The organism is Xenorhabdus sp. TH1 (assembly GCF_037260955.1).
Classification (GTDB): domain Bacteria; phylum Pseudomonadota; class Gammaproteobacteria; order Enterobacterales; family Enterobacteriaceae; genus Xenorhabdus; species Xenorhabdus griffiniae.
In genome coordinates this window covers 200,656-213,051 of record NZ_CP147735.1, presented here as the reverse complement: position 1 = coordinate 213,051, position 12,396 = coordinate 200,656, and the positions used below count along the sequence as shown (strand labels likewise).

The following is a 12,396-nucleotide window of genomic DNA, read 5'->3' as shown; positions in this document are numbered from 1 at the left end:
ATTGTGATCATGTCGGTACAGTCTTTTGAGGTAGTTTTGACGGTGTTCCGATATAAATAATTTCTTGTTTTTTCCAGTAAAAAACTGGTTTCTGACCACGCCCGTTGGAGCACATTTTCTATTATCGGCTCTAACCAGATATCCGTATTTTTCGCCGCCTTAAGTAAAGAAACATCGGAAAATAATCGCCTTATCATTGTCCGTCGTGACCGTCATCCCAATGGGGTCTGGCTCTTGTCATATAACATTCAACGGCAGCCACAGTGGTTTAAAGCGGGAGGGGAAAAACCGACTTAAGGGCGGGATGGACTTTAAATGAACAATCATCTTGAAGGATCACATGTTTAAATCGGATTAATTTTTTCGGTGTCAAAAGCTGTTTTTCAACCCATTGTGCCATGATAAACCTGACGATAATTCTCACAAATGTTTCAAAGGCAGGTTGTACTTTACAAAGAGACGTCATTAAAAAATTGCATTACCTGGTGTTTTATAGCGATAATCGTCACAGGCTTCATCCGTGGTTTTGATGTTTGTTTGGCGACGATAATCAGATCATAAATGAAGCCTTTTTTCTATCTAAAATATACTGTTATTGCTTAAGATCCCGTGTATGACTTCTGTTTAGCTTTTTAAAATTTTGAACCGTATCTTTAATAGCCGTTTCTGTTGGCAACCGTTCTATAGAGCTAGCTCCATAAAAACCGTGGCAGTCAGGACAAGAGTTTAAAATATAGGCAACATCTTTAGGCTCCGAAATAGGCCCACCATGACACAGAACTATTATGTCGTCTCGGATAGCCTTAGCTGCCGAAGTGCAAGTGTTGATCAGGGATATACTAGTTTCCAAATCACATGAAGTATAAGCACCAATATCACCACCAATCGTCAGTCCCAGATGCACAACGATAATATCAGCACCTGCTTTTGTCATTTCCACTGCATCGTCTGGATTAAAAACATAAGGTGTAGTTAACATCTCTTTCTCATGCGCCAGACGAATAAGCTCGACTTCCAGCCCATAGCCCATATTTGTTTCTTCCAAGTGCTGTCTAAATTTTCCATCAATAAGTCCTACTGTTGGAAAATTTTGAATACCTGAAAAACCCTGAGCTTTAAGCTCATCAAGAAAAAGAGGAATATTACAAAATGGATCAGTTCCACAAACGCCAGCCAATACAGGTGTTTTCTTAACTATAGGTAATATCTCATTTCCCATTTCTCTAACAATTTGGTTAGCATTACCGTATGGCATTAGCCCGGCTAATGAACCTCTACCAGCCATCCTATAACGTCCTGAATTATAGACAATGATAAGATCTACACCCCCCATTTCCTCACTACGGGCAGAAAGACCAGTCCCTGCTCCTGCTCCGATAATAAGTTCGCTACATTCAACTTTTTGCTTAATTATTTTAATAATTTGATCATACGGCTTCATTAAAAATTCCCTGATGTGGCATTATTTCTTCAAAGTGTTGTTTAACGAGAGAGCAAAACTGCGGTGAATTAATATGGAAAGGTGTTTTTATAATTTTCCTTTGTTCTGTTTGATTCACCGTTTTTTCTAACCCATCACTGAATGCCCGCGTTGCCGCCGGTAAATAAAAAGGCTGTTCTGGGCAATCCAGTGCAGAAAATCCACCTTCTGGAAGAATGAAACGAATGGGGCCGTTACAATTGTTGAGTTTATTTCCTATCCAAACACCAAGTTGATAATTTTCTTCCGGTGTAGTTCGCATCAACGTTACTTTCTCATTATGTTTGACAAATGTCCGTTTTCTGTAACGTTCTGGTATTGTTTCTTCTGCACCAAAATTAATCATATCTAGTGCGCCAGCACTGCCTATCCACGGAATACGTTTTTCTGCAATAACATCTAAGCGAGTATCAGGACAGCCTAGAACACCATCAAATAGCAGATCCGCAATTTCTGTTAATGTAATATCTAGGACTCCGATTAACTCACCATCACTAACCAGCTTCTCCATACTTGTTCCACCATTGCCAGTAGCGTGGAAAGTCAGACAGTCATATCCGGTATTTAATTCGGTTATAAGCTGATTAATACATGGTGTAGTAACACCAAACATGGTTAACCCTAAACTCGGCTTGTTTGTTTTGACTAATGGCATCATATAATTGACAGAACCTGCCATCATATTTGCAGCATTAGATAATATTGAGCGGGAAATATGGTTTAGCCCACAAAAATCAGTGACTGAATAGAGCATAGCGATATCACTGGCACCGATATAACCAGCAATGTTCGATGACGCCATCGTTGATACCATTATTTTTGGTAACCCAACAGGCAGGCTTTGCATCGCAGGCGAAACTAGTGCTGTTCCACCTGAACCACCTATACCAATTACACCTGCGATATCGTCGATTGAATTATGTAAAAAGTTTGTCAAAGCAATAGACATTGCCGAGATCGCTTTATATCGTTCATCACAAAAAACTGCATCAGCCCCTTCAGGGTGGTATCCAGCGATCTGTAATGGAGATATATCAACTTTTTCATTCTGTTTATCATCTACCGGTATTGAGGTAGATGTATCTATAATCATTGAATCTACCCCAGCACGACATAAACATGATTTCAACCAAAGAAGTTCTTCCAGTTTTGTGTCTGCTGTTCCTACGATCCCTACAAACCGATTCATATCACTAACTCCGTGGACATGAAAAAAATTTTTAAAAATCGAATGTAAAGCTATGCTAATATTTCCTACCATGCAAGATATTTTTTATCCTTGAGGATATTTTTTATTATTAATAGTATTTTTGGGCTTTGAACGATGTTTTACCAACTCTTTTAAGGTATTTGAATGATGTTATTTGATGAAAAGAATCTATCACCAATCCGACGCCGTACTCTTGAGAGGATGACTAACGCCGCTTTGAAGCTATATAGGAAAAAAATGTTCCCATCCCCTAAAGAGATTAGCGATGAGGCAGAGTATGCAAAGATTACATTGCGTAGTTATTTTCAAACCCATAATGAATTTGTGGAATATATTGTAAAACAAGTTATTGGTTCTTTTGTTGCACCCAAAATAGGCTCTAATGTGGAAGAAAACGTAGAAAGACTGCTCAAATGGGGATATGGACAAATAGAAGAGCATGAAGCATTGATGAGGGATGCTTTACGTATAGCACAGCTTCGTTGGCAAGAAACGGTATCTGAAAAAGAAAATTGCAATCAGCTATCATTTATAAAAAAGAGTAACCGCCGAGAATCACTTTCACTTGCTCTAGAACCTCTTAAAAACCAGATTAGTGATGAAACTGTACATAAAATTGTTATGTTACTTTCAGTGTTATATGGCACAGAGGCTATGGTTGTACTGAAAGATACTTTTAACTTAGAAAACGAGGAAATTATAAATTTAACTACTTGGGCCGCAAAAATGATCATCCGTCAAGCCATTGCTGAAACCTCAAATAATCAATAAAAATTTTATACGTGTAATAAGTATCCCTCGGCATAATTCTGTCTCTTGACTTGTCTGTTTCGCGATCCATTCTCCAGAAGACCTTCAAGCACAAATATAGAGTCCCTCAACGTCCCCGGTATAACGATGCCATGAAAGCCGGAATATTGATCGGACACAAAATTGTACCAAGTGATCCTTCTGTTGTGGCCAAAATATTTGCGATTCGGTCCGGCATTGATTGTTCTGACCGGAGTAGCAAAACGCATTCCCAACTTCTCCTTCGCCCCACATCTGCGCCAGCGATAGCGTTGCCTGAAAATCAACAAGTCTGGCATTTGCACTGGTGATAATTTTAGCCCGCAGATAGTTTGTCTTGGGTCAGTGCAGAAACATTTGATCTGATTAACCTGAGCTTCGCTTAAGAAGGGAACTAAAGTGCCTGAGGCACGATCAAAGTTTTTGCTAAATAAAACAAAATCGTGGAGATCCTCAGGCATGTCTAATTTAGAAGAACTTTACTACTGCGTCGATGACTTTTGCCAAAAATTTATTCCTCTCTGGCATCAACAGCTCATTGAAAACGGATTACGTCAACGGCACCGCGTAGCTTCCCTTTCGCTTAGCGAAGTCATGATGATCCTTATTTTATTTCATATGAGCCATTATCGTGATTTTAAAACGTTTTATAATAAACATGTAAAACAATATCTTACCGCAGATTTTCCCGGATTAGTCAGCTATACCCGTATCCTCACCCTGAAGAAAAGGGCACTGATTCCTTTATGCGCTTTTCTTTCGTCACGTAAAGCGAAAACTCAAGGGATCGCTTTTATTGATTCCACCAAAATTGCCATTTGTCACAATCTTCGGCTCCCCCGTCATCGCGTATTTGAGGGAATGGCACAACGAGGAAAAACCAGTACAGGCGGGTTCTATGGTTTTAAACTTCATCTGGTTATCAATGATTGCGGTGAACTTTTGGCCGTAAAATTAACCGCAGGAAATTAAGGATGATCGTCACCCTGTCAAAGCATTGGCAAGAGGGTTAACGGGATGTTTATATGGCGATAAAGGGTATTTATCACAGGCTTTATGCGATGAGCTGGAAGCGGAAGGCGTTACGTTAATTACGAATGTCCGTAGCAACATGAAAGCCAAAGCGTTATCGCTCTGGGATAGGTTGATGTTAAGAAGACGATTTTTGATAGAAACGGTCATTGATCAGCTCAAAAATATTTCTCAGATAGAGCATTCAAGACATCGTAGTCAGCTCGGTTTTCTGCTGGAAATCGCCGCAGGTCTCATTGCTTATACATTCCAACCTAAAAAACCGAGCTTGAATTTACGGGATAATGATATCGCTATTTTTAAACGAAGCTGAGGTTAGTTAAAAACTATAAGTAATTCTATTAATTGCAAGAGACTTATATACTTTTCATAATTTCTTGCAATTTTTTTTAAATGAACTAATGGCAGGAAATTATGAAAAAACCCAATAATCCTGATAATGTTAATCAGTTTACAAAAGCTTTAACCTATCTTCTGATATATCTAATAGGTATTTATCCTATCAGCATCGCTGCTGCAAATCCAATTATCTCCAATGATAACATAACTCAAATAAATGTAATTGATGATGTTCCTGTTATTGATATAGCTGCCCCTAATATTAGGGGGATCTCTCATAACGTTTATAAAGAATTTAATGTCGAAGAGCAAGGTGCAGTTTTAAATAACTCAATAGATACTGCAGTATCTGAAATATTAGGAGATGTAGATAAAAACCCTAATTTTCAAGATAGATCTGCAGATTTAATCATTAATGAAGTAGTCGGGGGTAATCAATCTCAGCTTAAAGGACCGTTAGAAATAGCTGGCGATAGAGCTTCAGTGATAATATCTAACCCCAATGGTATTACTGTTGATGGCGGCGGCTTTCTTAATATGTCCGTTGCTACATTAACTACAGGTAAACCTACTTTAAATAATGATGGATTTTTAGATAACTTACGAGTAACTAAAGGTCAAATTAATATTGAGGGTGATGGCTTAGATGGCAGTTTTGATACTATAGATTCTATAGATATAATCAGTAGAACTTTAAATTTATCTGGTAGGATAAATGGTCAAGGAAATAATATCAATACAATTCAAGGCACCAATCAAATTAATTACGGAGGTCTTGGTAACAATTATTTAACTGCAAATATTAAAGGTGAAGGAAGTTCTCCAAAACTAGCTATAGACACTTCTGATCTTGGAGGGATGTATGCTAATAAAATTAACATACTTTCTACTGAAAAAGGAGTTGGCGTTAATTTAAATAGCCTAAAGGCATCTGGTTCTGATATTAGGTCTAATGGGGGAGATATTTCTATTAACGTTAATGGAAATGTAAATCTTGTCAATCTCCCTAATAATAACAGAAATATTTCAGCTAGCTCTAATTTGAACATAGGAGCTGATAATATTTTTACTGGCGATAAAGCTGAGATTAACGCTGGAAAAGATATAGTTTTAGCCAGCAAAAATAGAATAGAAAATAATACTAAAATAACTAGTGGTAAAGATATATGGTTGTTAGGCAATAATATTGTAAATTTTGATAATTCTTTAATCTCGGCGAAAGATAATCTATGGGCTCAAAAAACTTTATATGGAGATAAATCTGATTCAATTAAAAACTTAGGTGGAAATATTAATAGCCTTAATGGAGACATAATACTTAGAGCTGCTCGTCTAGAAAATAATGGTATAGAGAATGGAAAATTTTTTGATCAAAGAATAACTTCAGGTAATAGTTTATATATCAATGCTAATAATATTAACAATTCTGCAAATATTAAGGCAAAAAATGATTTAATTCTTACTGGACAAAATTTAAATCATCAATATATAAGCGATTTTCATTATGGTTCTGGAAGAAAATATGATATAATACCACAGTTAACAGCTGGAAATAAACTTCTTTTAGATTTTACTAACTCAATTAATGTAAATTCTAGTTTATTTAATAATCTCTCTTTCAAAATAGATAATCAAAAGTTTTATTCGCCAACTTTCGAAGGAGGGTCTGATTCTGATTCTATTAAAGGTAAAGATATTGTATTAAACGCTAATAACATTAATATTCATGGAAGAATAACTGCTAATAATACTTTAAAAATCATTGCGAATGACTCTGTAAAGGGAATAAAAACTGATTTAAATGCTAAAAATGAAGTATCGATTATAGCTGGCAACAATATAGATTTGAGGAGATTAAAATTAAGAGGAGATTCTCAGAATCCACTTAGTAAAGATGGAGATGTTAAAATTTATGGCATTAGTGATTCAGATGCTAATGATAAACACAATAATAATAAAAGACTCAAGAAAGATGGTGACGTTTTTATACCTTTTGATTTCGATACTTTTCCAATATTAGGTAGCATTATAAGAGCAAATAAAGATTTAAAAATTTCTGCTGGAAGAGATGTCGTTTTAGAGAACACTGCAGTTTTTAGTTCTACAGATAATGGAAATACAGTAACAATTTTCGCTGGAAGGGATATTAACGTCGAAAATAATGATAAAGAGCTTAGAACCTTTACAATCAGACCTGCACATAATAAAATAGCAGAAGATTTTGTTGGAGGCCCCTTCTCTTTTAGAAGCTATATTAATGCTTCCAACGTTTCTATGGTAGCTGGAAATAATTTAGCTTTACGCGGTGTTCAGATAAATTGTTTAGGGGGATCAATAAATGGTTGCAATGGTAATAATGTATCGGTAAAAGATTCCGATAGTGTTAGCTTAACTGCTGGAAAAGACATCTTATTTAGTTTAAAAACTCGAAATTCTTCTAGCTCTGGTCTAATTTATGGTGATGATAGACTTACTTCTATTGGAAATGATACCTCTTTTGGGGATATTATGTTTTCAGTAAAAGTTATGGCCCAAGGGCCTAGAATTATACCTAACACTCCTGATGACCTCCATTACACAATTGTGAATCTCGGACCTGAATTTGGAGCTAATTCTCACGAAATTTTAGACTTAACTACTGCTATTAACTCGGGCAATGTCACATTAAATGCTGGAGGGTCGGCTATACTAAAAGCTGCCGATATTAAATCTAAAGAAAATACTACAATATTAGCAGGAAAATATATAGGTTTTGATCGGTATAATTATGGTAAACTAAGTCCAGATTTAAATTATTTCCTTACAGATAACTTAGTAACTTCTATTAAAATCGGTAAAAATCTTAATTTAATCGCTAATGATCATGTTGTAACCTCAGGATCTAAATTAATCTCTGGAGAAAATCTTTCTATACTTTCTGGAGGAGACATTAGACTTAGAGCTTTACCAAAAGAAAAATATACTAGAAGTAATGATAGCTACGAATATCAAACTATTGAATCAACAGAATTATCTGCCAAAGGTTTATTAACGCTTTCCGCTGAAGGAAATATTTTATTTCAAGCTACTAAATTAGCAGTTGAAGGACTAAAAAGTATCTCATCAGTTATTTCAGACACTACTTTAAGAAATGCGATAGCTTCTGGAACTATGGATATTTCTGCTAAAGGCGGTTACATCTATGCTCAAGATTTAAACGAAACAACGCAATATGAAACAGAGTCTGTAAAGCGAAATTGGTTAGGTGGAAAGAAAACTTTTAAGAAAATTAACCAAACTTCAACCCCAGTTGTTACAGAGTTTTCTGCTCCTACCGGTTATATCAATTTTTTAGGTAGAGATGATGTTACTTTTGAAGGTAGTAAAATAGAATCCGGCAAAAATACTAATTTAACTAGTCTTCAAGGTAAAGTTAACTTCAAAGCTGTAAGTTCTTTAGATTTTGAACAAGAACTTAGTATGTCTAAAGGGTTTTACATTAAGCAAAGAAATAAAGGTTACCAAGAAAATATTTGGTATTTACCTCAAATTAATATTGGAGGAACACTTACTGTTAATGCTACCGGTATTAATGCTGATATAAAAACAAAGGATAATCAAAATCTTCAAGATGCCATTGACTTACTAAGCGATGGTTATGGTATGTCTTGGATAAAAGATATAAGCAAACGAAATGATGTTGAATGGAATAAAATACAAGATGCTTATTCTGAATGGAACATTAACAATAAAAACTTAAATCCGGTTGTAGGGGCAGTAATAGCTGTAGTAGTAGCTGTAGTCACCGCTGGTTACGCTGCTCCCTATGCAACATCTATAGCTGGAAGCAGTGCAGCAGCTCAAGGAGCTATTACAGCAGGTATGGCAGCGGCTGCTAGTAAAGCAGCGGTTTCTCTAGCTGAAAATGAGGGTAATTTATCTAAAACTTTTAAAGACATGGGAAGTAGTAGTACTATAAAATCTACAGTTACTTCAGCGGCTATTGGAGGTGCATTAGCTGGATTTGATTCTGCAATGGGTTGGGGTGAAGGGACTAAAGGAGGTGCAGCTATTAATAGAGGAAGTATGCCTCTATTAAGTAATCAAGATTGGGTAGCTACTGCCCAGAGAGTTGCCGGACAGTCTTTGATTAGCTCTGGAATAAACACTACTATTAATGGTGGAAGTTTTAAAGATAATTTTGTTTCCGCTCTATTATCTAATTCAACTTCATGCTGAAGGAGCTTTCCAAATAGGTGAATATGCGAATCAGTTAACTGAAGTTGGAAGAGCGCTTAGCCATGCTGCACTATCTGCTATAATTGCAGAAGTTGGAGGAAATGATGGTAAAGCTGCCGCAGCGGGAGCATTAGCTGCTTCTTTAGCAGCTGATAGTCTTAGAAATACGTTTGATGATTCTAGAGCCACTCAAATAGGAGGTAAGATTGTAGGAGCTTTAGCTGGTGCAGCTATTACAGGAACTCCTGAAGGTGTTTATGCTGGAGCTAATGCTGGCGAATTGACTATAATATATAACCATGATGAACATACTATGGGACTGTTCGTCAATAAAGGTAAACCTGGAAGCATATTCCCCGAAGGATCTCTCCAAGATGCTGTAGATGCTTGTTTAGTTGATGCAACTTTATGTAATTTTATAGTAGAATTTAGTCCTCTTTCAGTACTTAAAGATGTTAAAGATGCAGGAACAGATTATATAATTGCAGCGGCATCAGCAGCCCCTTGGGCAAAATTAGGAAAAGCAGCTGATAAAAGCGTTGAAGCTATAAAAACTTTTGCTAAAAATGGTAAGTTTGCTGAAGCTACTAGGATTTACAATGATTCTCTTAGAAGTATGGGTAAATTCTTTAAAGGGAATCATAGAGTTAATGATTTAAGTAAGCTTAAAGATGTAAACTTAGATCCAAATATGTTACGAAAAGAAATTGATCAGTATGTAGGGGCGCCCTATAAGGCGAGTAAACAAAATTCGAAAGCTTATAGTATATCTGCAGCCTCAGTAACAGTTGACGGTAAAAAAGAATATTACTTATCTGTAAATTCAGGAGCTTGGTCAGGTAATTCCCCCGATTAAGGGGATTAATTATACAGTGATTAGAAACGATATTAACTCTATACCAAAAGTTACTAATCCTAAAAATGGCCAAACTAATTTTAATCATGCTGAACAGAAATTATTCAATCATTTTCAAGATACTTATAAAGGTAACAAAGTAGATATAAATATGTCTATTCAAAATATGAGTGCTAAATCTCCAGGAATGTGTACTGGTTGTGAAACTAACAGTGAAATATTTGCAAAACAGAATAAAGATTTTATTATCAATGTATTCCATGGAACAACTGGAACAAGACCTTAAGAGTAATCCATATGAAACTTTTAAATAGAGAGACTATATCGGGAGTTGCATTTTTCTATATCAGAATGACACATGAAGAATTAACTTTTCTTAAAAACTGTTTACATGATATTTTACTTAAATCTAAACAAATCAAAGAAGACAATCCCAATAAGTTAATTTGGTACAAAGCTATTTTTTCAGAAATATCGAATTGTCTGGAGTCTAAGGATTTAAATATCGAGAGGTTAACAACAACTAAAATCGCAAAAGAGTACTTGGATAATGAAATAGTCTTTGTTATTAAACTAACATCTGGAGAACATGATTTATTAGTGCATTGTATCAGTGAGTTAAAAAGCGAAGTTCGTAATAGACCTCTTTACAGTAAATTGTTATTTTATAAAAAATCACTGTGTAATGATGTTGAAAACTTAAGTGATTATTTTCAAAAATTATTTTATTTTGGGGTAGAACCCTCTAGTTGTAAACCTCAAATGACCAAAACAGAATTAATAGAATATCTACATTCTGCTTATCCAGAATTAACAATCAATACTACTTATATACGAGGATATTCAGAAGAAGATATATTAAAATTAGAGCGATTATATAATATTAAAATTCAAAGGCAACTATATGATTTTTTAACTCACATGGGACGTTGCAGTGGGGGATTATTTGGAGACTATCCTTTAGAATTTTATTCAAAAATTGATAGCTCTAAAGACAGACTTATATTTCAAAGTGAATGTCGAAAAAATCTAAAATATTTGGTTGAAATCCAAGGTGAAAGGATGGTAAAACAAAAACCTTTCTTTATTTCAATGGAAAATGAAGGAATTTACAAATATTTTTTAGTAACTGAGTCATATGTCCCCGATTTAGTTTATTATCTTGATACTAATTATAATGCGATAGTAAATACCGGATTATCACTTAATGAGTATTTAAGAAAACTTGTTGATACTACCGTTAGAAATTATGCAATTAAGCCTCCTTTTGATCAAGAGGGGAGTTTACTTTAGTTAAAAATAACATTCACTAGTATAAGACTGTGGATGAAATGTATAGGTTCTGATTTAATTAACTTAAATCAGAACCAAGCATAAATAACTAATGTGGTTGAAGGGACAATCAGCACAACTGTCAGAAAACTTTAAAGAGATAGTTTATGAAACTTTTAAATAGAAAAATGTATAAAGGTGTAATTACTTATTACGTTGGAATGTCACAACCTGAATTAATTTTTCTTAAAAACTGTTTACACGATATTTTACTTAAATTTAATAAAATTGAAGAAAATAATTATGATAAATTAGCCTGGTTAAAAGCTATTTTTTCAGAAATATCAAATTGTTTAGAGTCTAATATTGAACAGTTAAAAACAACTAGGATCGCAAAAGAATATATAGATAGAGAAGTATTTTGTACTCTCAAACTAACATCTGGAGAACATGATTTACTAGTACAATATATCAAAGAATTAAAATATACTATCTATAAAACACCCTCATCCAGTAAATTAAAACCTCTGTGCAATGATGTGGAAGAATTAACTAACTATTTTGAAAAACTACAGTATTTTGGAGTAAAAGAAACTAATCAAAATTATAAAATGACCAAAACTGAATTAATAGAATATCTACATTCTGCTTACCCAGAATTAACTATAGATACTACATATATTAAAGGTTATTCCGAAGAAGATATATCAAAATTAGAATATTTATATGATATCAAAATTCAAGGTCAGTTACTTGAGTTTTTAATTCATATGGGTCGTTGTAGTGGAGGGTTATTTGAAAGTCAACCTTTATTGTTTTATTGGATAAGGAATAGCGAAAATAAAATAAAATTTTCAGAACTTGAATATAAAATGTCAATTCAAGAGAGTCTTGAATACACTTTTAGAGATATTCAACGGCTTGATCTGATAAAACAAAAACCTTTCATCATTTCATTTGAAAACGAGAGAATTTACGACTATTTCTTATTAACTGAGTCAGATACTCCTAATTTAGTTTATTATGTAGATAATAACTATAATGAAGTAGTACTTACTGGATTAACCTTCAATGAGTATTTAAGAAGTACTGTGGATTCTTATAGAGCCTACCAATATAAAGCTCCTTTTGATCTAAAAGGAACTTTGCTTGGAATGTAGAAACTATTTTCATTTGGTTATTTGGTTATTTACCCTACAA

8 protein-coding genes and 2 pseudogenes are annotated in these 12,396 nt (G+C 34.4%); 7 read left to right on the top strand and 3 right to left on the bottom strand.

Annotated features, from left to right (window positions below):
• Nucleotides 1–592: 592 nt before the first annotated feature.
• The gene (locus WDV74_RS17780; protein ID WP_338885709.1) at nucleotides 593–1,441 is read right to left on the bottom strand and encodes a phosphoenolpyruvate hydrolase family protein; all 849 of its coding nucleotides are present in this window, start codon (nucleotides 1,439–1,441) and stop codon (nucleotides 593–595) included.
• The gene (locus tag WDV74_RS17775; protein ID WP_338885846.1) at nucleotides 1,428–2,669 is read right to left on the bottom strand and encodes a Tm-1-like ATP-binding domain-containing protein; all 1,242 of its coding nucleotides are present in this window, start codon (nucleotides 2,667–2,669) and stop codon (nucleotides 1,428–1,430) included. The genes WDV74_RS17780 and WDV74_RS17775 overlap by 14 nt, the downstream gene beginning before the upstream one ends.
• Nucleotides 2,670–2,834: 165 nt before the next feature.
• Here WDV74_RS17775 and WDV74_RS17770 point away from each other — a divergent pair, with 165 nt between their 5' ends.
• Nucleotides 2,835–3,461, top strand: coding sequence for a TetR/AcrR family transcriptional regulator (locus WDV74_RS17770; RefSeq protein WP_338885708.1), 627 nt, complete (start codon nucleotides 2,835–2,837; stop codon nucleotides 3,459–3,461).
• Nucleotides 3,462–3,532: 71 nt separating this feature from the next.
• Here WDV74_RS17770 and WDV74_RS17765 read toward each other — a convergent pair.
• Nucleotides 3,533–3,818 (bottom strand): annotated as a pseudogene (locus tag WDV74_RS17765) (Tn3 family transposase); the annotation flags it as partial.
• Nucleotides 3,819–3,938: 120 nt separating this feature from the next.
• On the opposite strand from WDV74_RS17765, the pseudogene WDV74_RS17760 reads away from it, so the two are divergent.
• The 6 genes and pseudogenes from WDV74_RS17760 (at nucleotide 3,939) to WDV74_RS17735 (ending at nucleotide 12,356) form a co-directional block, all read left to right on the top strand.
• Nucleotides 3,939–4,824: pseudogene (locus WDV74_RS17760) on the top strand (IS982 family transposase).
• Between the two features lie 101 nt (nucleotides 4,825–4,925).
• Nucleotides 4,926–9,068, top strand: coding sequence for a DUF637 domain-containing protein (locus WDV74_RS17755; RefSeq protein WP_338885707.1), 4,143 nt, complete (start codon nucleotides 4,926–4,928; stop codon nucleotides 9,066–9,068).
• A complete protein-coding gene (locus WDV74_RS17750; RefSeq protein WP_338885706.1) occupies nucleotides 9,007–9,924 on the top strand; it encodes a DUF637 domain-containing protein in 918 nt (305 codons plus the stop codon). The genes WDV74_RS17755 and WDV74_RS17750 overlap by 62 nt, the downstream gene beginning before the upstream one ends.
• A gap of 16 nt (nucleotides 9,925–9,940) precedes the next feature.
• The gene (locus WDV74_RS17745) at nucleotides 9,941–10,210 is read left to right on the top strand and encodes a hypothetical protein (protein ID WP_338885705.1); all 270 of its coding nucleotides are present in this window, start codon (nucleotides 9,941–9,943) and stop codon (nucleotides 10,208–10,210) included.
• Between the two features lie 11 nt (nucleotides 10,211–10,221).
• Nucleotides 10,222–11,217, top strand: a complete 996-nt coding sequence (locus WDV74_RS17740; protein ID WP_338885704.1) for a hypothetical protein — start codon at nucleotides 10,222–10,224, stop codon at nucleotides 11,215–11,217.
• 146 nt (nucleotides 11,218–11,363) lie between these two features.
• Nucleotides 11,364–12,356 carry a hypothetical protein gene (locus WDV74_RS17735; RefSeq protein WP_338885703.1) on the top strand — a complete coding sequence of 331 codons (993 nt, stop codon included), beginning with the start codon at nucleotides 11,364–11,366 and terminating at the stop codon, nucleotides 12,354–12,356.
• The last annotated feature ends 40 nt before the right edge of the window (nucleotides 12,357–12,396 follow it).

Bases quoted from the DNA above. Each gene is read 5' to 3' on its own strand.
- WDV74_RS17780 (WP_338885709.1), bottom strand. From the start codon at position 1,441: ATGAAGCCGTATGATCAAATTATTAAAATAATTAAGCAAAAAGTTGAA.
- WDV74_RS17775 (WP_338885846.1), bottom strand. From the start codon at position 2,669: ATGAATCGGTTTGTAGGGATCGTAGGAACAGCAGACACAAAACTGGAA.
- WDV74_RS17770 (WP_338885708.1), top strand. From the start codon at position 2,835: ATGATGTTATTTGATGAAAAGAATCTATCACCAATCCGACGCCGTACT.
- WDV74_RS17755 (WP_338885707.1), top strand. From the start codon at position 4,926: ATGAAAAAACCCAATAATCCTGATAATGTTAATCAGTTTACAAAAGCT.
- WDV74_RS17750 (WP_338885706.1), top strand. From the start codon at position 9,007: ATGGTGGAAGTTTTAAAGATAATTTTGTTTCCGCTCTATTATCTAATT.
- WDV74_RS17740 (WP_338885704.1), top strand. From the start codon at position 10,222: ATGAAACTTTTAAATAGAGAGACTATATCGGGAGTTGCATTTTTCTAT.
- WDV74_RS17735 (WP_338885703.1), top strand. From the start codon at position 11,364: ATGAAACTTTTAAATAGAAAAATGTATAAAGGTGTAATTACTTATTAC.